Source organism: Conexibacter sp. CPCC 206217 (genome assembly GCF_030646165.1).
In the GTDB taxonomy this organism is placed as follows: Bacteria; Actinomycetota; Thermoleophilia; order Solirubrobacterales; family Solirubrobacteraceae; genus Conexibacter.
The window spans coordinates 291,394-312,615 of record NZ_JAUTDO010000007.1 but is presented as its reverse complement, the minus strand read 5'-3'; the positions used below and the strand labels follow the sequence as shown (position 1 = coordinate 312,615).

Annotated in this window: 20 protein-coding genes and 3 tRNA genes; 13 read left to right on the top strand and 10 right to left on the bottom strand. The window is 70.1% G+C overall.

What is annotated here, in order from left to right:
- Window positions 1–7: 7 nt before the first annotated feature.
- Window positions 8–1,951: a threonine--tRNA ligase gene (gene thrS / locus Q7L65_RS20610; RefSeq protein WP_304724029.1), complete on the bottom strand. Its 1,944-nt coding sequence runs from the start codon at window positions 1,949–1,951 to the stop codon at window positions 8–10.
- Between the two features lie 179 nt (window positions 1,952–2,130).
- Here thrS and Q7L65_RS20605 point away from each other — a divergent pair, with 179 nt between their 5' ends.
- Complete coding sequence (locus Q7L65_RS20605) at window positions 2,131–4,416, top strand: MMPL family transporter (protein ID WP_304724027.1); 2,286 nt, start codon at window positions 2,131–2,133, stop codon at window positions 4,414–4,416.
- A 116-nt stretch (window positions 4,417–4,532) separates the two neighbouring features.
- Window positions 4,533–4,754, top strand: coding sequence for a DUF3040 domain-containing protein (locus tag Q7L65_RS20600; RefSeq protein ID WP_304724025.1), 222 nt, complete (start codon window positions 4,533–4,535; stop codon window positions 4,752–4,754).
- On the opposite strand, the gene Q7L65_RS20595 is transcribed toward Q7L65_RS20600, so the two are convergent.
- Together Q7L65_RS20595 and Q7L65_RS20590 are read right to left on the bottom strand one after the other, a co-directional pair.
- A complete protein-coding gene (locus tag Q7L65_RS20595) occupies window positions 4,751–5,077 on the bottom strand; it encodes a hypothetical protein (protein WP_304724024.1) in 327 nt (108 codons plus the stop codon). The genes Q7L65_RS20600 and Q7L65_RS20595 overlap by 4 nt on opposite strands.
- 72 nt (window positions 5,078–5,149) lie before the next feature.
- Window positions 5,150–5,386: a KTSC domain-containing protein gene (locus Q7L65_RS20590; RefSeq protein ID WP_304724023.1), complete on the bottom strand. Its 237-nt coding sequence runs from the start codon at window positions 5,384–5,386 to the stop codon at window positions 5,150–5,152.
- 55 nt (window positions 5,387–5,441) lie between these two features.
- On the opposite strand from Q7L65_RS20590, the gene Q7L65_RS20585 reads away from it, so the two are divergent.
- Entirely contained in the window at window positions 5,442–5,975 is a 534-nt protein-coding gene (locus Q7L65_RS20585) for a GNAT family N-acetyltransferase (protein ID WP_304724022.1), read from the top strand.
- Window positions 5,976–6,037: 62 nt separating this feature from the next.
- Here the strand turns inward: Q7L65_RS20585 and Q7L65_RS20580 are convergent, their stop codons facing one another.
- Complete coding sequence (locus Q7L65_RS20580; protein WP_304724021.1) at window positions 6,038–6,400, bottom strand: zinc ribbon domain-containing protein YjdM; 363 nt, start codon at window positions 6,398–6,400, stop codon at window positions 6,038–6,040.
- A gap of 668 nt (window positions 6,401–7,068) precedes the next feature.
- On the opposite strand from Q7L65_RS20580, the gene Q7L65_RS20575 reads away from it, so the two are divergent.
- Both Q7L65_RS20575 and Q7L65_RS20570 read left to right on the top strand, forming a co-directional pair.
- Window positions 7,069–7,431, top strand: coding sequence for a hypothetical protein (locus Q7L65_RS20575; RefSeq protein ID WP_304724020.1), 363 nt, complete (start codon window positions 7,069–7,071; stop codon window positions 7,429–7,431).
- A 29-nt stretch (window positions 7,432–7,460) separates the two neighbouring features.
- On the top strand, window positions 7,461–8,090 hold the full coding sequence (locus Q7L65_RS20570; RefSeq protein WP_304724019.1) for a hypothetical protein: 630 nt from the start codon (window positions 7,461–7,463) through the stop codon (window positions 8,088–8,090).
- A gap of 101 nt (window positions 8,091–8,191) precedes the next feature.
- Here Q7L65_RS20570 and Q7L65_RS20565 read toward each other — a convergent pair whose 3' ends face one another.
- Entirely contained in the window at window positions 8,192–8,407 is a 216-nt protein-coding gene (locus tag Q7L65_RS20565; RefSeq protein ID WP_304724018.1) for a hypothetical protein, read from the bottom strand.
- 702 nt (window positions 8,408–9,109) lie between these two features.
- Window positions 9,110–9,182, bottom strand: a tRNA-Val gene (locus tag Q7L65_RS20560).
- Between the two features lie 256 nt (window positions 9,183–9,438).
- Here Q7L65_RS20560 and Q7L65_RS20555 point away from each other — a divergent pair.
- Window positions 9,439–11,037 (top strand): hypothetical protein, encoded by a 1,599-nt coding sequence (locus Q7L65_RS20555; RefSeq protein WP_304724017.1) that lies wholly within the window; start codon window positions 9,439–9,441, stop codon window positions 11,035–11,037.
- A 135-nt stretch (window positions 11,038–11,172) separates the two neighbouring features.
- Here the strand turns inward: Q7L65_RS20555 and Q7L65_RS20550 are convergent.
- The 3 genes from Q7L65_RS20550 to Q7L65_RS20540 form a co-directional block, all read right to left on the bottom strand.
- Window positions 11,173–11,243: transfer RNA gene (locus tag Q7L65_RS20550), tRNA-Cys, on the bottom strand.
- Between the two features lie 74 nt (window positions 11,244–11,317).
- Complete coding sequence (locus Q7L65_RS20545; RefSeq protein ID WP_304724016.1) at window positions 11,318–12,109, bottom strand: GntR family transcriptional regulator; 792 nt, start codon at window positions 12,107–12,109, stop codon at window positions 11,318–11,320.
- Between the two features lie 7 nt (window positions 12,110–12,116).
- Window positions 12,117–13,391, bottom strand: a complete 1,275-nt coding sequence (locus tag Q7L65_RS20540; protein ID WP_304724015.1) for a hydroxyacid-oxoacid transhydrogenase — start codon at window positions 13,389–13,391, stop codon at window positions 12,117–12,119.
- A 50-nt stretch (window positions 13,392–13,441) separates the two neighbouring features.
- Here Q7L65_RS20540 and Q7L65_RS20535 point away from each other — a divergent pair, with 50 nt between their 5' ends.
- The 3 genes from Q7L65_RS20535 to Q7L65_RS20525 all read left to right on the top strand — a co-directional run bounded on the left by Q7L65_RS20535 (window position 13,442) and on the right by Q7L65_RS20525 (window position 15,739).
- Complete coding sequence (locus tag Q7L65_RS20535; RefSeq protein ID WP_304724014.1) at window positions 13,442–14,815, top strand: FAD-binding oxidoreductase; 1,374 nt, start codon at window positions 13,442–13,444, stop codon at window positions 14,813–14,815.
- Window positions 14,816–14,856: 41 nt separating this feature from the next.
- A tRNA-Gly gene (locus Q7L65_RS20530) sits at window positions 14,857–14,930 on the top strand.
- A 398-nt stretch (window positions 14,931–15,328) separates the two neighbouring features.
- Entirely contained in the window at window positions 15,329–15,739 is a 411-nt protein-coding gene (locus Q7L65_RS20525; RefSeq protein WP_304724013.1) for an ASCH domain-containing protein, read from the top strand.
- Window positions 15,740–15,858: 119 nt separating this feature from the next.
- Here the strand turns inward: Q7L65_RS20525 and Q7L65_RS20520 are convergent, their stop codons facing one another.
- A complete protein-coding gene (locus tag Q7L65_RS20520) occupies window positions 15,859–16,521 on the bottom strand; it encodes a peroxiredoxin (RefSeq protein WP_304724012.1) in 663 nt (220 codons plus the stop codon).
- A 119-nt stretch (window positions 16,522–16,640) separates the two neighbouring features.
- Between Q7L65_RS20520 and Q7L65_RS20515 the strand changes: the two genes are divergently transcribed.
- The 4 genes from Q7L65_RS20515 to Q7L65_RS20500 all read left to right on the top strand — a co-directional run bounded on the left by Q7L65_RS20515 (window position 16,641) and on the right by Q7L65_RS20500 (window position 21,198).
- Entirely contained in the window at window positions 16,641–18,203 is a 1,563-nt protein-coding gene (locus tag Q7L65_RS20515; RefSeq protein ID WP_304724010.1) for an MFS transporter, read from the top strand.
- A gap of 112 nt (window positions 18,204–18,315) precedes the next feature.
- Complete coding sequence (locus Q7L65_RS20510) at window positions 18,316–18,897, top strand: PadR family transcriptional regulator (RefSeq protein ID WP_304724009.1); 582 nt, start codon at window positions 18,316–18,318, stop codon at window positions 18,895–18,897.
- A 95-nt stretch (window positions 18,898–18,992) separates the two neighbouring features.
- Complete coding sequence (locus tag Q7L65_RS20505) at window positions 18,993–19,901, top strand: MYG1 family protein (RefSeq protein ID WP_304724007.1); 909 nt, start codon at window positions 18,993–18,995, stop codon at window positions 19,899–19,901.
- A gap of 55 nt (window positions 19,902–19,956) precedes the next feature.
- Entirely contained in the window at window positions 19,957–21,198 is a 1,242-nt protein-coding gene (locus Q7L65_RS20500) for a cation:proton antiporter (RefSeq protein WP_304724003.1), read from the top strand.
- Window positions 21,199–21,222: the final 24 nt, after the last annotated feature.

Below are 21,222 nucleotides of genomic sequence, written 5' to 3'. Positions count from 1 at the left end.
TCTGCATCTATGCGGACCGCTGCTCGATCTCTTGCGCCACGCGCGCGACGAAGTCGGCCACCGAGAACGATCCCAGGTCGCCCGCTCTGTGGCGCCGCAGGCCGACCTCGTCGGACTCCTGCTCTCTGTCGCCGACGATCAGCATGTAGGGGATCTTGCGCAGCTCCGCCTCGCGGATCTTCTTGCCGATCGACTCGGTCCGCTCGTCGACCTCGACGCGCACCTCGGCGTCGCGCAGACGGTTCGCGATCCCGTTGGCGTAGTCGACGTGGCGGTCGGAGATCGGCAGCACGATCGCCTGCAGCGGCGACAGCCACAACGGGAACTCGCCCGCGTAGTGCTCGATCAGGATCCCGATGAAGCGCTCGAACGAGCCCATCAGCGCGCGATGGATCATCACCGGGCGGTGGTCGGAGTTGTCGGCGCCGGTGTAGGCGAGGTCGAACCGCTCCGGGAAGGAGTAGTCGAGCTGCACCGTGCCGAGCTGCCACGAGCGGCCGATCGAGTCCTTCATGTGCAGGTCGATCTTCGGGCCGTAGAAGGCGCCGTCGCCCGCGTTGACCTCGTATCTGAGGCCCTGGTGGTCGAGCGCGGCTCTGAGCGCGCCCTCGGCGCGATCCCACATCTCGTCCGTGCCGACGCGCGTGTCGGGCCGGGTCGACAGCTCCAGGCTCGGCTCGAAGCCGAAGATGTCGTAGAGGAAGAAGGCGAAGTTGAGCGTGTCGACGACCTCCGCCTCGATCTGCTCCTCGGTGCAGAAGATGTGGGCGTCGTCCTGCGTGATGTGGCGCACGCGCATCAGCCCGTGGAGCGTCCCGGACGGCTCGTAGCGGTGCACGAGGCCCTGCTCGGAGTAGCGGATCGGGAGGTCTCTGTAGGAGCGCCGCTCTTCCTTGAAGAGCTGGATGTGCCCCGGGCAGTTCATCGGCTTGACGCCCATCTCGCGGTCATCTTCGCCCGCGACGTGCGCGAAGTACATGTTGTCGCGGTACTTGTCCCAGTGGCCGGACTGTCTCCACAGCTCGACGTCGAAGAGGATCGGCGTGCGCACCTCGTCGTAGCCGCGCTTGGCGTTCTCGGTCCGCCACAGTCTCGACAGCTGGTTCCAGATCGCCATCCCCGGCGGCTGCCAGAACGGCGAGCCGGGCGAGACCTCGCTCATGAAGAACAGACCGAGCTCTCTGCCGAGGCGGCGGTGGTCGCGCTTCTTCGCCTCCTCGATCCGCTCGAGGTGCTCTCTCAGCTCCTCCTTCGTGAAGAAGGCGGTGCCGTAGATGCGGGTCAGCATCGTGCGTCTCGCGTCGCCGCGCCAGTAGGCGCCCGCGACCGACTGCAGCTTGAACGCCTTGATCCGCTTGGTTCCGGGGCCGTGCGGACCGCGGCAGAGGTCGGTGAAGGGGCCGTTGGTGTAGAGCGAGACGGTCTCGACGGGCGCGTCCGCGGGCGCGTTTCTGACGAGGTCCTCGATCAGCTCGACCTTGTACGGCTGGTCCTCGCGCACGAACCGCTCGAGCGCCTCCCCCACCGTCACGTCCTCGCGCGCGAAGTGCTCGTCGGCGTTGACGTGCTTGCGCATCTCCTGCTCGATCTTCGCGAAGTCGGCATCGGAGATCGTGACCCCGTCGGGGAACTCGAAGTCGTAGTAGAAGCCGTCCTCGATCGCCGGGCCGATCGAGATCTTGACGCCCGGGTAGAGGTCGATCACGGCGGCGGCGAGCACGTGCGCGGTGTCGTGGCGCAACAGCTCGAGCGCGTCGTCGCCGCTCTTCTGCGTCAGGATCTCGAGTCTCGCGCCGTCGTGCAGCGGCGCCGTGAGGTCGCGCAACTGGCCGTCGACCTTGACCGCGAGGGCGGCGCGTGCGAGTCCGGCGCCGATCGCGGCGGCGGCATCGGCGCCGGTGGCGCCGTCGTCGAGCTGAAGCTCGGTTCCATCTGGCAGAAGGGCCTTCATCGGTCCGTGATGGTACGCGAAGCTGGCGCCGCGGACGTGATGATCGGGGGATAGCACCACCCCCGCCTCGGGGACTGACCACACCAGCGCTCGCCGGGGGCCCTCATGGGCGCGGCGCGGCCCGCTTGGGAGCCTGCTCGCAACCGCAGAGTCAAGCGTCACGCAAGGGGTTGCGAGCAATGCAGAAACAGAACTTCGCCGCACGCGCCGGCATGTGGAGCGCGCGCCACCGTAAGATCGCGATCTTCGGCTGGATCGCCTTCGTGATCGCGGCGTTCGTGATCGGCGGGATGGTCGGGACCAAGCCGGTCAGCGACCGTGACAGCGGAACCGGCGAGTCCGGCCGCGCCGAGCAGATCCTCTACGACGCGTTCCCGCAGCGCGCCGACGAGACGATCTTCGTCCAGTCGCCGCGACTGACCGCGAGAGATCCTCAATTCAGGCAGACGGTCGACGACGTCGTGAGACGGATGCGCGCGCTGCCGGAGGTCGCGACGGTGAGATCGCCGCTGACGGCCGGCAACGAGGGCCAGGTGACTCCCAACGGCCACGCCGCGATCGTCCAACTGGAGCTGAGAAGAGACGCCGACGACGCCGAGGACGACGTCGCGAACGTGCTCGCGCAGACGCATGCGGTGCAGCGTGCCCATCCGGACCTGCGCGTCGAGCAGTTCGGCGACGCGAGCGCCGGCAAGGCGATCTCGAAGATGTTCGACGACGACTTCAAGAAGGCCGAGTTCCTCTCGATCCCGGTCACGATGATCATCCTGATCGTCGCGTTCGGCGCGCTGATCGCGGCCGGCATCCCGCTGCTGCTGGCGCTCTCCAGCGTGATGGCGACGCTCGGGCTCGTCGCGATCGGCTCGCATCTGATCGCGGTCGACGACAGCGTCTCGTCCGTCGTCCTGTTGATCGGCCTCGCGGTCGGCGTCGACTACTCGCTCTTCTACCTGCGTCGCGAACGCGAGGAACGCGCGGCCGGGCGCAGCGAGGAGGCGGCGCTGGAAGCCGCCGCGGCCACGTCCGGTCGCGCGGTGCTGATCTCGGGCCTGACCGTGATGATCGCGATGGCCGGCATGTTCATCACCGGCGACTCGACCTTCATGGGCATGGGCATGGGCGCGATCCTCGTCGTCGGCGTCTCGCTCGTCGCGTCGCTGACGGTCCTGCCCGCGCTGCTGAGCAAGCTCGGTGACAAGGTCGACCGTGGCCGGATCCCGTTCCTGATGCGCAAGCGCGACGTCTCCAAGCCGCCGCGGATCTGGTCGGCGATCGTCGACGCCGTGCTGCGGCGCCCGCTCGTCTCGGTGCTGCTGTCGGGCGGCCTGCTGCTGGCGCTCTGCATCCCCGTGCTGGGGATGAAGACCGCGATCCCGGGGATCGAGACGCTGCCGCGCTCGCTGCCCGTGATGCAGACCTACGACCGCATCCAGTCAGCCTTCCCCGGCCAGCAGATCGAGGCCAGCATGGCGGTCTCCGGCGCGGGCAGGCTCGACACGCCGGCGGCGCAGGCGGCGATCAGAAGATTCCGCACGGCGGCGCTCGCGACCGGCCAGATCCACGAGCCGATCTCGGTCGAGCTGTCGAGATCGGGCGACGTCGCGCGGATCGGGCTGCCGATCTCCGGCGACGGGACCGACGCCGCGTCGCACAGTGCGCTCGACACGCTGCGCGGCGAACTGGCGCCGTCGCTGCGGGGCGACCTCGGCGCGGGCGCCGACACCCCGATCACCGGCACCACCGCCGGCACGCAGGACTTCAACAAGCTGATGAGCTCGCGGATCGTCTGGGTCTTCGCGTTCGTCCTGTCGCTCGCGTTCCTGCTGCTGCTGGTGACGTTCCGCTCGCTCGTGATCGCGACGAAGGCGATCGTGCTGAACCTGCTGTCCGTCGGTGCCGCGTACGGCGTGCTGGTGCTCGTGTTCCAGCACACGTGGGCGGAGTCGCTGCTGTCGTTCGACTCGACCGGAGCGATCACCTCGTGGCTGCCGCTGTTCCTGTTCGTGGTGCTGTTCGGGCTGTCGATGGACTACCACGTCTTCATCCTCAGCCGCGTGCGCGAGGCGTACGACCGCGGGATGGGAACCGATCGCGCGGTCGCGCACGGAATCAAGTCGACGGCATCGACGGTGACGAGCGCGGCGATCATCATGGTCGCGGTCTTCGGCATCTTCGCGACGCTCTCCGCGATCGAGTTCAAGCAGCTCGGCATCGGCCTCGCGGTCGCGATCTTCATCGACGCGACGCTCGTGCGAGCGGTCCTGCTGCCCGCGACGATGAAGCTGCTGGGCGAGTGGAACTGGTACCTGCCGCGCTGGCTGGAATGGCTGCCGCGCGTGACGCACGAGCCGTCGGTGGAGGGTGCCGGGTTCGCGGCGGGCGAAGTCGACGGCGCGGGCGCTGACGCTGACGCCGCCGCCGAGCGTGAGCGGCGCCGCCGCGAGCGCGAGATGGCGCGCGTCTGACCGCACGCGCCAGCGAGTGATCGGACATCGCTTGTCTCTGGGAGGAACGAGCGTGCCGGACGGGACGGGGTGCAGGGTCGACCCCGTCCCGCCGCCGCTCGGTTCACACTACGGCGATGACCGACCCCTTCGGCAACGAGCAGCCCGAGTCGCCGGCTGCTGCGCCTGGCATGCGGATGCTGCGGCTCATCGGCGCAGCGGAGATCGCGCTCGGCCTGACCCTGCTGATCGTCGGCTTCGCCGTCAGCAGCACGATCGTCGCGCTGATCGGCGCCGTCCTCGTCGCCAGCTCCGGCACGCTCTTCTTCCTCTCGCGCTCGCTCGGCAGACGGGGCTAGGCGCGCTCGTCGCGGGGCGCGGCCGTTCGTCCGGCGCTCGGCTCGCGGCCCAGCTCCTCGTCCGCGAGGCCCTGGTCGTGCAGGTCCGCGCGAGCTTCATGCAACTGCGCTTCGGCCCGTTCGCGCTCCGCCTCTCGCTCGGCGAGCTGAGCGCGGGCGGCGCGCCGTTCGGCCTCGTTGCGATGGGCGTCCGCGGCATCGTGACGCTCGCCGACGAGCTGCCGTTGCGCTCGGTTCGCGCGCATCCGTGGCAGCAGCACCAACAGCAGCGCCAGCACCAGGATGACAACGACCACGATCGCGATGATCGCTCCGGTCGACATGTCGCTCCTCCTTCGGTGGTTGCTCCGTACCACCAGCGTTACCCGCTCACGCGCGGGCGCACCCGCGATCGGTCACAGCTCGCGCGCGTGGAACCTCGGCTTGACCTCGCGGTTCACGAACGCCCCGACCGAGTCCGCCGCCAGCAGCTCCCGATGAATCCGCGCCGGCACGTCCGAGTAGACATACGTCCGCTCCACCGCCCACGGATGCTCTCTCACGTACGCGACATGCAGTTCCCGCGCCAGCGCGTCATACCCCACCCGCGCCACCGCGCTCGATCTCACCGGTGTCATGCGCGGTGGGGGCATCGAAGCGCAGGATCCCACGGATCGGTTCAGGGCAGCGATCACCGATAATCCCGGCGTGGACGAGCTTCGGACGCAACGACTGATCCTGCGGCGTTGGACCGCGGACGACGAGAAGGCGATGGTCGAGATCAACCGTGATCCCGAGGTCGCGCGGCATCTCAACCGACCGGTCGACGAGGCCGCGATCGCCGCGTTCCACGGGCTCGTGGCCGGGCACTGGGAGCAGTACGGCTTCGGGCCGTATGCGCTGGAGTCGCGCGAGGCCGGGCTCGAAGGGCGCTTCCTCGGCTTCGCGGGGCTCGCCCACGTGCCGCCGTTCCTGTCGGCCGCCGGCGAGCAGCCGGAGCTTGGCTGGCGGCTCGCGCGCAGCGCGTGGGGCCGCGGACTCGCGACGGAGGCCGCGACCGCCGCGCGCGATGACGCGTTCGAGCGCCTGCGGCTGCCGCAGCTGATCTCGATCATCCACCCCGAGAACGAGCGCTCGCAGCGCGTCGCGACGAAGCTCGGCATGCAGCCGTCGCGACAGATCCACAACCCTGCGCTGGACCTCGACGTCGACGTCTGGGCGCTCGACGCGCCGGCAGGCTGAGCGCGGCGGGGGTCCGCCGCGTGCGGCCATCGCGAAGGCCGCGAGCAGAAACCGAGGAGGGCTCAGGCCTTCTTGACGACGCTCGACTTCAGCTGCATCGCGCCGAAGCCGTCGATCTTGCAGTCGATGTCGTGGTCGTCGACGCCGTTGACGAGACGGATGTTGCGGACCTTCGTGCCCGCCTTGATCGGCTGCGTGTTGCCCTTGACCTTGAGCGTCTTGACGACCGTGACGGTGTCGCCGTCGGCCAGCACGTTGCCGACCGCGTCCCTGATCACCGCGTCCGTCTCGCCGACGTCCGTCTCACCCTCTGCCGACGCGAGCGACCACTCGTGCGCGCACATCGAGCAGACCTGCAGCGCCCCCATCTCGTACGTGTACTCGCTGGAGCATTCGGGGCACGCGGGCGCGGCGGTCTCGGTCATCGGCGCGACTCTATCGATCGCCCCGTGAGCCGAGCGGCGCGACGCCGGTTGCGCACCGCCCGGCCAGCCGACCGACTCGCCACCGTCCAGCGCGCCCGATCCAGTCCGGATCTTCCTCGGTCCGCAGCCGCGCCGCCCGCCCGCCGCGCACCTGGAGCGCGACGACGCGACGTGCCTCCTCGGCTTTGCCCTGGACGACGAAAGCCCCGCAGACGCGGGGCTTTCGCGTGAGTGGGCGATACTGGGCTCGACGACGAGACTGCGCCGGCAACCCCACGCAGTGGCGGGACCTACGCTGCTCTCAAGGTCCGCTCAGTTCGGTTCGCTTCGGGGGGATTGTCAGGCGTGTTGTTGGGCGCCGCACGACGGTGTGCCGCATGCAGGTCACGCAATCCGAGGAGCTGACCGGCGCGAGCTGCACGCTCTGGTCGGTCCCGCGCACTAGCTGATCGAGTCCCCGAGCGCGCGCTCGCTGCGGCTCTGTGACAGTCAGAGTCAGGATCCGAACAAGGCGCTGATTAGTAGCGCATGGTTGAGCGCGATATGAGAGAGTCGGCGCAGGGTCGTTAATCGGCCCACATCGGGGCAGGGACGTTCAGGGTTCGAGCGCGTGGGGGGATCCGCGCGCCTGGTGCCCATGCCACTATCACGAAGTACAGGAGGAATCCGTGAGGTCGAAGACCTCGAAGGGCGTCGCAGTGTTGTGCGTCGTTCTGCTCGGAATGACGACGTTCGTCAGTTCCGCGAGCGCCGCGTTCGATGTCTACTGGGAGGGATGGGGCGGACCCGGCAGCGTGCAAGCTCCCCCTCACACGCTGACCGAGGCGTCAGCGCGGACGATATCCGGCCAGAACGTGTGCGTGCAGTCGTACCACACGCCCGCGAACGGCGGGGCCAGAGCCGGAGGGCTGAGCTGCAACAACGGCGTGAACGCCCTGGCCACGGTCAACTATCCGTGCGCTTGCACTCTGCTGGTTGCTGTTACGGCGGTCGGCTCTTACACCAACTTCCGAGCGCGGGTGGACTTCTGATGCGGAAGCATGTTCGATGGATCTCAGCATTGGCCGCGGCGCTGGCGGCGGTTGTCGCGATCGTCGTGGTGACGTCGTCGGCCGTCGGCACAGACGACGCTGGCTCGGAGTTGGCGGTGCTCGACACGGGCACGCCCACGACGCTCAGCGCCGGGCTGCTTGCGACGCTCCGGACATCGGGCGTCGAGGTGGCAGCGGACGACGCTGTGACCGTGCCTGCGCCCGATGGCGTCGGCGCTCCGTGGACGATCGTCCAGAGCACCGACGGCGTCTGCCTGGTTCGGAGAAGCGAAGGCGGCGATCCAGTCAACTGCGGCACGACAGCACTGCTCCGCAGAGGCGCCATCCTCGGGTTCACCCCCGACGAGGAGGCGGCCGCTTCGCTTGGGCTGCCCGACAAGCTGGACGCCGACACCAGACCGGGGACGATTCAGTCCACCGGCAAGCGGGAGGCGGCTGGCCGTGTGTCGTACAACGCCATCGCCGCGAACGACGTAACGGCCGCGGCGGCGGTTACCGCCGACGGGCGCGCGCTTGCGAGCACGAAGGTCGAGAACAACGTCTTCGTCCTGGCGGACGTGCCATATGCCGAGGTCGCAGGGATTCGCCTCTCGCACGCCGAGGGCGAGGACACCGTCTTGCCGGCCGGCACCCGGTAGTCGGTCCCGCAGCAGGAGGGGCGGCCACCGGCCGCCCGTCCTGCCTGAGGATTCCACCGCAGCGCTATACGCCGAATGGGCCGCCGGGAGCCTTCGTCGTTCTACGCGCTCGCGGACAAGCCGCGGGCCGAGCGGTACTCGGCGATGTCGTCGCGCGTCGCGGCTGTGACCTGCTCGGGGCCGACACGCGCCGGCAGCTCCTGCGCCTCGGCGCGTCGCCGTGCCGCCTCGACGGCGGCGGCGTGCGTAGCCGCCGTGACGATCGTCCCGGGTAAACGGAATTTGGTGAGCCGGCCGATGAGTGTGACGTCGACCATGCGCCCGGATGGTACCGGCCAGCTTCGCGCCGAGCGGCGGAACCCAAGCGCTTGCCCGCCGATACCCGGTTGCACGGTGCATCGGCAGGCTCGCCCTTGCCGCGAAGTGCGTAGACGGTGGAGTGCATCGTCGGCTTCGCGATCCCGGTCGCGCCGGAGATCTGGGCGACGGTCGCGCCTGGGTTTCTGGCGACGAAGGCGAGGATCACTGCGCGGTTAGCTCCGCGAGGAGCGCGTCTGCCTGCAGCTCTGGCGGGTCTGGCGGGTTGCGCGACGCGCGGGCGTCCGCGCAGCAGCAACTGAGCGCAGTCTCCCAGCCGGGCACGATGGAACCCGCTCGCACGCGCTGCTCGACCACGGATCCCAGTGGGTTGTGGGTCCGGTAACGGTTCCATATGGAGACTTCTCAGCGACTGCCTGCGAACTCTTGATGAGCATCTCGCCGATCAGTTCGGCTGCCAGTCGGTCTTCAGTCGCAGTGAGCGCACCGGCCGCCTCGAGGAAACGCTCTGTGCTCCCGACTGATCTGCGGTCGTCAAGGGACACCGGCACCGGCACCGGGTCGGAACCTGGCCGACTGCCCATGTTCGTACGACCGTCAGCGGTCGTGTGGCGGCGGCCGGTCGAAGAATGGGACCTTATTGGGACCACCGCCTGGCCCAGAAACGACGAAAGCCCCGCATTTGCGGGGCTTTCGATGAGTGGGCGATACTGGGCTCGAACCAGTGACCTCCGCCTTGTCGAGGCGGCGCTCTCCCAGCTGAGCTAATCGCCCTGGGAGGAGAGAGCATAGCGAGGAGCGCGTACGCGTGACGCGTGACCGGCCTCCCCATTCGTCCAACCCAGCCGCACCACCCTCGACGAACCGCCGGTCGTACTCGTACGCTCTGCGCGGCGCGCCGGCGTCATCGCCGAGGCCATCGAGGACCACCGCGACTCGCGCGCCGCAGCGGAACCGCATCCTGTTCGACGAGGGGACCTCACATGGCCGCGATCCGCCCACGCATCGACGCCGATCCGGAGACGATCTGATGTCCGGCTCACGACAGTTCGCCAGAGGCGACGAGCTGCTCTTCTCGCTCGGGACGCCGATGTCCGACGCGTTCGCGATCGCCGTCGTCGTGAAGCCGTCGAGCGCGACCGCCGACCAGACCTGGGTCTGCGACCGCAGCACCGCCGGCTACGTCTTCGGGATCGACGGCGGTGCGCTCGCGATCTTCGAGTCCGGCAGCAGAAGCGCCAACTACACCTTCGACTCCTCGATCATGCCGAGAACCGGTGTGTTTCAGGTGATGATGTACGCGAAGTCCAGAGGAGCGACGGCCGGCGTCTTCTCGCGCATACCGCTCGACGGCTCCAGACCGGTCCACGTCAACGCCGACGGCGGCGCCTACGGGGATCTGAGAGCGTCGGTCGGCTGGCGGATCGGCAAGGCGGGGTTCTCCGGCTACGACTTCGCCGGGCTGATCGCGGCAGTGGCGCTGTGGAGCCGCTACACCGGGTCCGCGGAGCGCAACACGTTCACGTCACTGACGGCGATCGGCGCCGCCGCGCCGCTGCATCTGTGGGACGAGCGCGACACCTTCACGTTCGACCGCGGCAGCGACGCCGCGGCCAACCGCACCGCGATCACCGGCACCTCGCACTCGACCGACGAGCCGACGGACTTCTGGCCCGGCACCGAGAACGTGCCGGCGGGGTCGATGGTCGGCGTCGGCGACGGCAAGGCGGTCGTCTTCTGGACCGAGGTCGATCCGCCGGCGGACGGCTACCGCGTCTACCGCGACGGCGTCAGAATCTACGACGGCCCCGGCGTCGGCGACAGAGGCACGGTTGCGTACGAGGACACCGGGCTCACCAACGGCGTGCCGCACACCTGGACGGTCACGTCCTACGACGGCGCCGTCGAGAGCAATCCGACCCTGGGGATGACCGCCACGCCGATCGCGCCGACCGTGCGCACCGGCGGGTCGCGCGAGTTCGACGGCACGGACCTCGTGCGCTTCCTGCCCGGCATCGAACCGCAGGAGCAGTTGAGCGCGACGTTCCTGCTCGTGGTGAAGCCCGACAGCGTCACGACGGCGGCGGAGCTGCTGCGTGGCGACGCCTCCCCCAGCCAGGGCGACGACGGGAACCCGTACGTGTTCCGGATCTCCGACGCTGGCAGAAGCCGCTACGCGCTGACGCTCGACGTCTGGGACCCCGCGCACGAGTCGACCTCGTGGGCCGAGACCGGCATCACGCTCGCCGCCGGCGTCTGGCAGATGGTCGCGGTGTCGTACTTCTCCCCGGACGCGACCGAGCCGCGCTTTCACCACCTCAACATGGCGACCGGAATCTACAGACACGTTGACGGCGACCCGGACCACACCTACACGATCCACCCCCACGGCACCTGGACCGTCGGCGACGGCTTCAGAGGCCTGATCGCGCTCGCCGCGGTGATCGAGACGGTCGACGACGTGGTCTTCGAGACGCTCGACCTCGACGCGATAACGGCGCTCGCGCACGCGCAGTGGGACGAGCGCGACGAGTTCCTCGGCGACCACTCCGGCGGCGACGCGCTCGCGCTGCGCAACGCGATCACCGGCACCACGCACTCGACCGACGAGCCGGTGGGCTTCTGGTGAGCTGAGGAGCCAGAAAGCGCACCAGCGGCTCGAGCAGCAGGTTGCCGCGTGCGCCGATTGACGACGAGATGTGGACACATCGCTTCAGGCCACAGGCAGCGCTATGACCACCAACGCCCCTCGAGATCCCCGAGAAGGCGACGACCGGAATCGAACCGGTGTACACGGCTTTGCAGGCCGCTGCGTAGCCACTCCGCCACGTCGCCAACGAGTTGGGTAGCGTAGATGATCGGGGTAGGTTCGCGCTCTCCGAACCCACTCACGACGGACGCCCCGGCGCTCAGCTCATCCGAACTGGCCACGGCGGGTCTACCGGGCCGGCCATGTCGCTCGCCGGCTCGGCCGCCGCCAACAACAGCTGTCGCGTGTGGACGAGGTGGTCGCGCATCGCGGTGCCGACCGCGTCGGGGTCTCCGGCGCGCAGGGCGTCGAGGATCCGCGCGTGCTCGTCGTAGATCGCGCGCAGGTCGCGGCCGCGGCCGACGGTCGTGGCGCCGCGGAAGCGGACGAAGTCGCGCAGCGAGCCGACGACGCCGACGAGGCGGTCGTTGCCGGCCGCGGTCAGCAGGGTCTCGTGGAAGCTCTTGTCGTGCTCCATGAAGGCGCTCTCGTCGCCTCTGTCCATCTCGTCGCGCATCGCGTCGAGGATCTCCCCCAGCCGCGTCCGCTCCTGCTCGCCGACCAGCTCCGCGGCCCGCCGCGCGGCCGGCACCTCCAGCAGCAGCCGCAGCGCGAAGACCTCGTCGAGGTCGTGCGCGGAGGATTCCAGGATGCGCGCGCCGCGGTTGCGCTCGAAGCGGACCATCCCCTGACGCTCCAGCAGCAGCAGCGCCTCGCGCACGGGCGTGCGCGAGACCTGGAGCTGCGCGGCAAGTCTCGCGACGGAGTACAGCTCCCCGGCGCGCAACCGCCCGTCGACGATCGCCGCCCGCAGCGCCGCGACGGCCCGCTCCGTCAGCGTCTTCTGCGTGCCTTCGAGCGCGTCGAGTGCAAGCCGCTTCGCCTGCTGCGCCGGCCGCGGCTCCGTCACCGGCTGCGGATCGAGCGCTGGCGATCTCTCCTCCTCCGGCACGGCGGCGTCACCAGTTGCGGATCGACGCGGTGATGATGCCGTGCAGGTCCTGCGGGGTCGGCTCGCGCGGCGCGAGCACGAGCAGGCGCTGCTGCTTGAGGGCGCCCTCGACGAGCGCCGGCACGTCGTCCTCGTCGTAGCCCAACTCGGCGATCCCGCGCGGCGCCCCGACGTCGCGCATCAGGCTGATCAGCACGTCCGGCAGCGTGTCGGGGCCGGGATCGGCGATCGGCGCGCCGTGCAGCAGTTCGGCGACGTGGTGGTGGCGCTCCGGCGCGGCCGCGTAGGTGAAGCGGAAGGCGGCGGGCGCGGTCACGATCACGGAGTGGCCGTGCGGCACGAAGGCGTGGTCGGCTGGATAGCCGGGCGGCTGGTAGACGTGCTTGAGCCCGGCGATCGGGTAGGCGCACGCGTGCGGGATGTGCACGCCGGCGGAGCCGAAGCCGACTCCGGCCATCGTCGCGCCGAGCATCATGTACCCGCGCGCCTCGACGTCGTCGGGATCGGCGACCGCGCGGCGCAGGTATCTGCCGCCGTATTCCAGCGCCTTGGAGGACCACACGTCGGCGACCGGATTGGCGCCCTGGTAGGGCGGGCGGTCGTCGGGCCCGGCTGGTCGCGGGCGCGCGTCGAACGGCTTGGAGATGTACGACTCGGCCGCGTGACAGACGACGTCGAGCCCGGCCGAGGAGGTCACCTCGGGGCCGAGCGTGCGCGTCAGATCCGGGTCGACGATCGCCTGCGCCGGCCGCAGGTAGCGGTGCGAGATCCCGCTCTTGACCTTCAGCTCCGGGATGTCGAGCACGGCGACGGTGGTCGCCTCGGAGCCGGTCCCGGACGTGGTCGGGATCGCCAGGTGCGGCTTCAGCGGCGACGGCGGCTTGCGCCCACCGCCGACGGGCGCGTTGACGTAGTCCATCACCGGGGCCGGGTGGCTGAGCACGAGGTTGGCGACCTTCGCGGTGTCCATCGCGGAGCCGCCCCCGACGGAGACGAAGCCGTCGACGTGGTGCTCGATCGCGAAGTCGGCCGCCTCCTGGAGCGACTGGAGCGTCGGCTCGACGCGGCTGCGGTCCCACAGCACGACCTCGATCCCCTCCGCCTCGATCAGCTGTCTGATCCTGTCGGGATGGCCGAGCCTGGCGACTCCCGGGTCGGTCACGAGCAGCACGCGCGAGACGTCGAGCCGCTTCAGCTCCCACCCCGCGTCGGCCGCTGCGCCCGGCCCGAACTTCACCGGCGTCGCCTCCAGCGTGAAGATCGTCTCTCGCTCGCCGCCCACTGTTCTGGTCCTCTCCTTCCCGGAATCCTGCGAGTAGCATGTCACACGTTATGCCGAGTCTCAGAGATCAGCTGATCGAGGTCGTCGGCGCCGGCCACGTGCTCGAAGACCCGCAGCTGACCGAGCAGTTCGAGCGCGACTGGACGGGGCGGTTCGGCGGACGGGCGCTGATGGTCGTGCGGCCGGGCGATGCGGCCGAGGTGGCTCGGGTTGTGCGGGCCTGCGCGGAGGCAGGCGCGGCTGTGGTGCCGCAGGGCGGGAACACGGGGTTGGTTGGGGGTGCGGTGCCGGGTGACGGCGAGGTCGTGCTGTCCCTGATCCGCCTGAACGAGATCGGCTCCGTCGATGCCGCCCTGGGGCTCGTGGAGGTCGGCGCCGGTGTGACGCTCGCGGCACTGCAAGCCGCCGCCCGCAACGCCGGCTTCGATGCCGGCCTCGACTTCGCCGCGCGCGACTCGTGCACGATCGGCGGCGCCGTCGCCTGCAACGCCGGCGGCGCGCGGGCGCTGCGCCACGGCACCGCGGGCGCGCACGTCGCGGGCATCGAGGCGGTGCTCGCAGACGGCAGTGTCGTGACGCGCATGGCGGGCCTCGCGAAGGACAACGCGGGCTACGACCTGACCTCGCTGCTGGTCGGCTCCGAGGGGACGCTCGGGATCGTGACGCGGGTGCTGTGGCGACTGGCGCCGCGCTACGACGCACGCGTGGCGGCACTCGTGCCGCTGCCGTCCGTCGAGGCGGCGGCGGAGCTGCTGGCTGCGCTGCGCGCCGAGGCCCCGTCGCTGGAAAGCTGCGACTTCTTCCTCGACGACGGCCTGTCGCTCGTGCTGGAGCACCAGCGCCGCAACTCGCCGATCGCCCCCCGCGCGCCCGTGTATGTCCTGGCCGAATGCGCCGCGCGAGTTGACCCGACCGAGGAACTCGCCGCCGCGCTGGAGCGCGCGGGGATCGAGGACGCGCTGATCGCCGACGACACGCCGAGCCGAGAGCGCCTGTGGGCGCTGCGCGAAGGCCATGCCGACGCGATCGGCGCCGCCGGAGTGCCGCACAAGCTCGATGTCGGCGTGCCGCTGGCGCAGCTCGGCGCGTTCCTCGCCGCAGTCCCGCCCGCAGTCACCGCCGCCTGCCCCGACCTCCCCGGCGGAGTGCGAGCGATCCTCTTCGGCCACCTCGGCGACGGCAACGTCCACGTCAACCTGCTCGGCCCGGACGACGACGACGAATGCGCCGACGACGCCGTGCTGGAGCTGGTCCTCGAGCACGGCGGCACGATCAGCGCCGAGCACGGGGTGGGCGTCGCGAAGGCCCGCTGGCTGGAGCGAGCCCGCGGCACCGCCCAGGTAGCGGCAATGCGCGCGATCAAGCAGGCGCTCGACCCCAAGGCCCTCCTGAACCCCGGCAAGCTCCTCCCCCCACGAACCTGACGACACGTCCCGCGCTGAGCTGGATATACTGGCGAAGCCCTGCGGATGTAGCTCAGTTGGCTAGAGCGTCTGCTTGCCATGCAGAAGGTCGAGAGTTCGAGTCTCTTCATCCGCTTGTAACGAAAGCCCCGCGACAGCGGGGCTTTCGTCGTTTTGAAGGTGCGGCCGCTTCAGTAGGCGCCCCGGATCAACGCTGCGACCTTCCCGACGTCGTCGTTGGCCGCGAAAATGCCCTCCAGGTCGCTGGGGTTGAAGCCGTCCAGTCACCGAGCGTGCCGGTCTTGGCGAAGACGCCGCCGGCCGCCGGCCCGTTGCAGCTGCGCCTGGTGTCCGCCGTGATCAGGTTCCCGGTCAGGCCCGAGCCGTCCTTCAGCACCGCGCCGCTCGTGTCCAGTCCGCCGGGTCTCGCGCAGCCGCGGGTCGTGGCATGAGGGAGCTTCGGCCCGAGCTGAAATCCTCTGTTCCGGAACGCTACCCGCCGCGGGCGACGCGGTGGCTGGCAGAGTTCACGGGATGGGACCGACGATGCGGTTCGGGTACGACGGCGATGGCGGACTCGGTGACCGGCTGCTCGCAGCTGTGTTGCGCGGCGAGAAGACGGCGACCAGCTCGCTCGCAGTCGAGTACCGCTCCGGCGAGCCGCTGCCACGCGTCGGCGAACGCCGCACGTTGGTTGACGGCAGCGGCCGCGTCCAGGGGATCGTCGAGACGACGGCCGTCCGGGTCGTCGCGCTCGACGCCGTCGGCGACGAGATCGCTCGCGACGAGGGCGAGGGCTTCGCCGACGCCGCCTCCTGGCGAGCCGCGCACGTCGCCTTCTGGAGCGCCGCCGCCGACCTCATCCGCGCCGACGCCGGCGACCGCGGCTGGGTGCTGCGGCCAGACGAACCCGTCGTCGTCGAGTGGTTCCGTCTGCTCAGCTGAGCCGCGGGAACGCCTGAGCACCGGCACTTTTCGAACCGCTGCGGTTCGAAGAGTGCCGGTGCTCGAAGCAGACCTCGGCGGGCGGCGCGCCGCGCGGCGCGCCGCTCGCCGAGGGTGGATCAGCTCTTCGGCGCGTCCACGATGCGCAGGTACGGGAGCGGCTGCTCGAAGCCCTCCGGGTACTTCTCCTTCGCCGCGTCGTCGCTGACGGAGCCGGCGATGATGACCTTCTCGCCCTGTCTCCACTGCGCCGGGGTCGCGACCGCATGCTTGGCGGTCAGCTGCAGCGAGTCGATCACGCGCAGGACCTCGTCGAAGTTGCGGCCCGTCGTCATCGGGTAGATCAGCACGAGTCTGATCTTCTTGTCCGGGCCGACGACGAAGACGTTGCGCAGCGTCGCGTTCTGGGCGGGCGTGCGGGCCGTCGGGTCACCCTCGACCTCGGGCGGCAGCATGCCGTAGGCCTTGGCGATCGCGTGGTCCGTGTCCGCGATGATCGGGTAGTTCGGCGCGGTGCCCTGGGACGATTCGATGTCCTCGGCCCATCTGCCGTGGTTGTCCACCGGGTCGACTGAGATCGCGATGATCTTCGTGTCGCGTCTGTCGAAGTCCGGCTTGATCGACGCCATGTAGCCGAGCTCGGTGGTGCAGACCGGCGTGAAGTCGCGCGGGTGCGAGAAGAGCACGGCCCAGCTGTCGCCGATCCACTCGTGGAAGTCGATCTCGCCCTCGGTCGTCTGGGCTTTGAAGTTGGGGGCGGTGTCGCCGATCGTCAACGCCATGGAAAGGCTCCCTGATTCGGTCGTGTTGCTTGACAAAAATCTTGATCCGATTTTATACCTATGGAGTGTAGTCCCGCACGCTTGCTCGCCGACAGTCGTCTGCAATACGGTGTCGCGCCATGGCGCTCACGACGGACAGCGGAACCGGGGCCGAATCGCGGGCTGGCGGCGGCACGACGAAACTGCTCGTCGCGATGGGCCTCGCCAGCGGCATCACCTCGGTGCCCAACGTCGCGATCGCCCTGGCGATCCCCACCCTTCACCGCGAGTTCAACACCTCCACGACCGTCCTGCAGTGGACCGTCACCGGCTACCTGCTCGCATACTCCTCGCTGATGATCGCCGCCGGCCGCCTCGCCGACGTCTACGGCCGCCGCCGCGTCCTGCTCGCCGGCACGATCCTCTTCATGGCCGCCTCGGTACCCGGCGCGCTCGCCCAGTCGCCGATCGTCCTGATCGTCTCGCTGATCCTCTGCGGGGTCGGCGCCGCCGTCCTCACCCCCGCCTCGCTGGCAATCGTCACCGACGCCTTCCGCGGCCAACGGCGCGGCATGGCGGTCGGTGTCTGGGGCGCCGCGACCGCGCTCTTCTCCGGCCTCGCCCCCGCCGTCGGCGGCCTCTTCACGAGCGAGCTGTCGTGGCGCTGGATCCTCTGGATCAACGTGATCGTCGGCGCGCTGATCCTGATCGGCTCGCTCGGCGCGCGCGAGACGCGCGACAAGGAGGGCGGCACGTCGATCGACTTGATCGGCCTGATCTGCTCCGTCGGCGCGCTCGCCGCGGTGATCCTCGCGCTCAACGAGTCGCCGGTCGAATGGGCCTGGAGCTCGCCGCAGACGATCGCCGCGTTCGCGCTCGGGGCGATCCTCTTCATCGCCTTCGTCGTCGTCGAGCCGCGCCTCAAGACGCCCCTGATCGACCTCGGGATCTTCCGCAGACGCAACCTCACGGGCGCCGTGCTGTCGCTCTTCGTGCTCAACTTCGCGCTCGGCGCGGTGCTGTTCTTCCTGCCGATGTATCTGCAGGAGGTGCTTCAGTACGACGCGCTGCAGACCGGCCTGCTGCTGCTCCCCTCCAGCGCCGGCATGGTGCTCGGGATGCCGCTCGGCGGCCGCGCGTACAGCCGCTGGGGCCCGGTCTGGCCGATCGTCGGCGGTCTCGCCCTCACCGCGTCGGCGATGCTGCTGCTGTCGCGGATCGACGCGAGCACCGAATACGCCGACCTGTGGCTGCCGCTGACCTTGCTGGGCCTGGGGATCGGCGCGGCGCTGACGCCGCTGAACCTCGCCGCGCTCGGGACCGTCCCGCAACGGCTGCATGCCGCGATCGGCGGGGTGCTGGCGGCGATCGGCGGCGTCGGGCCGATGTTCGGCGTCGCGGTCTCGGGCGCCCTCTTCGAGGCGCTGCAGAACGATCGTACCGTCGACGATGCGGCCAAGGCCGGCGTCACGATCAGCAAGGACACGGCCTCGACGCTCGACGGCCTGCTGGCCGGCACGCCTTCGGCCGCCAGAGCGCTCGCGGGCTTCCCCGACGAGACGCAGGCGGCGCTGAGAACCGCCGTCACCGACGGCTTCCTGTCCGCGCTCGGCACGACGATGGCGCTGTCGTTCGCGGTCGTCGCGGGCGGGATCGTGCTGACGCTCGCGCTCGTGCGGCGCCGGCCTGCAGTCGAGGAGTAGCGGTCGAGGCCCGTTGAACGGTCGAACGCTTCCCGCCTGTTTGCGCAACCACCCCGCCCCAGCTCCGTTCACGCTCCTCGACGAGCTTCAGACCAGGGACGAACGGGGCGCGATGTCGGTACAGAACGTGGTGCTGGGACAGCTGGTGCGGCGGCGTGGCTACGGCTACGAGATCGCCGACCGGCTGAGGGATCTGTTCGGCGACGTCTTCGGCTTCTCCGGCACCGCCGTCTACCCGGCGTTGACGGCATTGGAGAAGAAGGGGCTGATCGTCGAGGTCGACCGCGGCCCGCGCGTCGGCGACGCGCCCTGGCCGCACCCGCGCGTCGTCTACGAGGCGACCGCCGCCGGGCGCGATCACTTTCACAGCTGGATGCAGCAGCCCGCCCGCAAGACGCCGCTGCGCGAGGAGCTGCACATGAAGCTGATCCTCGCCCAGCCCGACGACGTTCCGGCGCTGCTGGACGCGCTGCGCGCGGTCGAGGAGCAGTGCCGCGACCAGCTTGCGCGGATCGCCGAGCGCGACGGCGACGGCGAGCAGCCGCTCGGCGCGCGCAGCAGCGCGTTCGGCTCCGCGCTCGTGCAGGACGGCGTCGTCTCGCACCTGCGCACGACCGTCGAGTGGTCGCAGCGCTCGCGCAGCGCGCTGCGACAGTTGGCGGCGCAGCCGGGCGGCGCCGCGCGTCCGCGGTAGAACGCCGCCCGACCGGGCCCGCCGCCCGCGCGGCCTGGCGCCCGCCCCGCGCCCGCCGCCGTGCCGTCCGCCGCGATGCCCTACCGTGACCGGCGATGAGAGTCGCCACCCACTCCGGTTCCTTCCACGCCGACGACGTCTTCGCGCTCGCCGCGCTGAGACTGCTCGTCGCCGCCGAGCCCGCGCGCGGGCCGCTGACGATCGTGCGCACGCGCGATCCCGAACTGCTCAGAGCCGCCGACCTGCGCGTCGACGTCGGCCAGCGCAACGACCCCGCCAGCGCGGACTTCGACCACCATCAGCGCGGCGGCGCGGGCGAGCGCCCGAACGGGATCCGCTACGCCTCCTTCGGCCTCGTCTGGCGCGAATTCGGCGCCCGCATCGCCGGCGGCAGCGACGCGGTCGCCCAGCGCCTCGACGAGGTGCTCGTGCAGGGAATCGACGCCAACGACACCGGCCAGACGATCACCCAGCCGCTGCTGCCCGACGTCGCCTCCCCGATGACGCTCTCGCACGCGGTCGCCGCGTTCAATCCGAACTGGGACGACGACGCCTCCGGCGCCGCCAAGCAGGAGGCGTTCGAGGCGGCGCTGCAGTTCGCGCAGGGCGTGCTGGCGCGCGAGCTGGCGTCCGCGGCCGCACAGGTGCGCGCCGCCGCGCTCGTGCGCGCTGCTATCGCCAGAGCCGAGGACCCGCGCCTGATCGAGCTGGACCGCGGCATGCCGTGGCATCGCGAGCTGGTGCCGTCGGCGCCCGAGGCGCTCTATGTCGTCTACCCGCGCGAGCAGGACTGGGGCCTGCAGGCCGTCCCCGCCGTGCTGGGCGAGTTCTCCAACCGCAAGGACCTGCCGGAGCAGTGGGCCGGCCGCTCCGACGCCGAGCTGGTCGAGATCACGGGCGTGCCGGACGCGCGCTTCTGCCACATCGGCCGCTTCATGGCCGTCGCCGGCAGCCGCGACGGCGTGCTCGAACTGGCGCGCCAGGCGCTCGACGGCAAGGACTGACCCTCGCGCACGCGCCCTCGCGCGCGCACGCACCACTGGATAGAGTGCCGCGGCCATGACCCCCGGCGACGTCGACAGCGGCTCCTTCCTCGCGATCGTCGTCGTCGCGGCGATGTCAGCCGTGCTGGCAGGGCTGATAGCGAGACGGCTGGTCGTCCCGGTCGTCGTGCTGGAGCTGGTGCTCGGGATCGTGATCGGCCCCGAGGTGCTCGGCATCGCGCAGAACGATCCGTTCATCTCGTTCTTCTCCAACCTCGGCCTCGGCATGCTGTTCTTCTTCGCCGGCTACGAGATCGACTTCGACCGCATCAAGGGTCAGCCGCTGAAGCTGGCGGCGCTCGGCTGGCTGATCTCGCTCGTGCTCGCCTACGCGCTCGGCGGGATCCTCGCGGCGCTGGGGATCGTGCTGTCGCTCGTGTTCGTCGGCTCGGCGATGGCGACGACCGCGATCGGCACGCTGATCCCGATCCTGCGCGACGCAAATGAGCTCAGAACGCGCTTCGGCACCTACCTGCTCGGCGCCGGCGCGATGGGCGAGTTCGGCCCGATCCTGCTGATCACGCTCGTCTTCTCGACCAAGAGCGCGCTCTCCAACGCCGCGATCCTGATCGCCTTCATCGTCCTGACCGTGCTGACGGGTGTGATCACCGTGCGCTCCGTCGGCACCGGCTGGGACCTCGTCGAGAGAACGCTGGAGGCGAGCAGCCAGCTGGCGATCCGCGTCACGGTCGTCGTCGTCTTCGCGCTCGCAGCGCTGGCCGCGGAGCTCGGCCTCGACCTGCTGCTGGGCGGCTTCGTCGCCGGCGTGATCCTGCGCCTGGCGCTGCGCGGGCGCGAGGTCGAGGTGCTGGAGTCGAAGCTGACGGCGATCGGCTACGGCTTCCTGATCCCGTTCTTCTTCGTCGTCTCCGGCATCAACGTCAACCTCAGCGCGCTGACCGACGATCCGATCGAGTTTCTGAAGGTGCCGATGTTCCTGGCGCTGTTCCTGATCGTGCGCGGCGCTCCCGCGATGCTGCTCTATCGCAAGGTGCTCAGCGCGCGCGACCGCACGGCGCTCGCCTTCTTCAGCGCGACCGAACTGCCGCTCGTCGTCGCGATCACGACGATCGCCGTCGAGGAGGGCCACATGCGCTCCTCGACCGCCGCCAGCCTGATCGTCGCAGCGATCTGCTCGACCGCGATCTACCCGATCGTCGGGCTGAAGCTGCGCGGGCAGCGCGAGGGAGACGAACAGGAGAGCCTCGGGGGTAGTTTGGGGGATCCTCCCGACGTCGTGCCGGTGCACAGTGCATAGCTTGCGCTGACACCGACGTTCGAC